The 530-nt window shown below is 44.0% G+C and carries 2 pseudogenes; both read right to left on the bottom strand.

What is annotated here, in order from left to right:
• A pseudogene (locus ACFIJR_RS09295) lies at positions 1-236 on the bottom strand (phage tail protein); the annotation flags it as partial.
• A gap of 7 nt (positions 237-243) precedes the next feature.
• Positions 244-530: pseudogene (locus ACFIJR_RS09290) on the bottom strand (phage tail protein); the annotation flags it as partial.

The following is a 530-nucleotide window of genomic DNA, read 5'->3' as shown; positions in this document are numbered from 1 at the left end:
TCTAAAAATGCCGATTGGCTTAGAAGCCTTATCACGCTCGTCTTTTGGTTATTATCAACCGTCACAATCCCTTCAAGTACGCCGCCCGTATCCGATAAATATTCACGCACCCGTTGCATCATAAAACGAGCGCTATTATTAACCGTGTTAGGGTGCTGTCCCTCTGACCAATTAATCAAAGCATCAGCACCACCATTCTCAGATGCCGTTAAAGACCAATCATAAATCGTGGACATCTGAACCTCACGTCTTGATTCCAAATACAACACTCATATTAATCGGGCGCGTCTCACTTATACCTGAACTTGCCAATGCAACATCACGCATATGAAGGTGGGAATGGGGAAAAGCGAGCTTATGGTGCACACGTATATCCTCTGCTCTCACGCCCAAACGTTCAGCAAGCTTCAACCTTTGCTGTTCATTCAACACATATCCCCAGATGATCGTCATATCACCATGCCAACTCTCTTCCTGATTTTCATCATTCAAAATCGTAAAGGATTGACCACTATGATCATGCTTTCTCA

This window comes from Bartonella sp. OD88NMGDW (assembly GCF_042193775.1).
GTDB lineage: Bacteria > Pseudomonadota > Alphaproteobacteria > Rhizobiales > Rhizobiaceae > Bartonella > Bartonella grahamii.
Note: the sequence above shows the minus strand (reverse complement) of the source record. Positions and strands in the feature narration are given on the sequence as shown.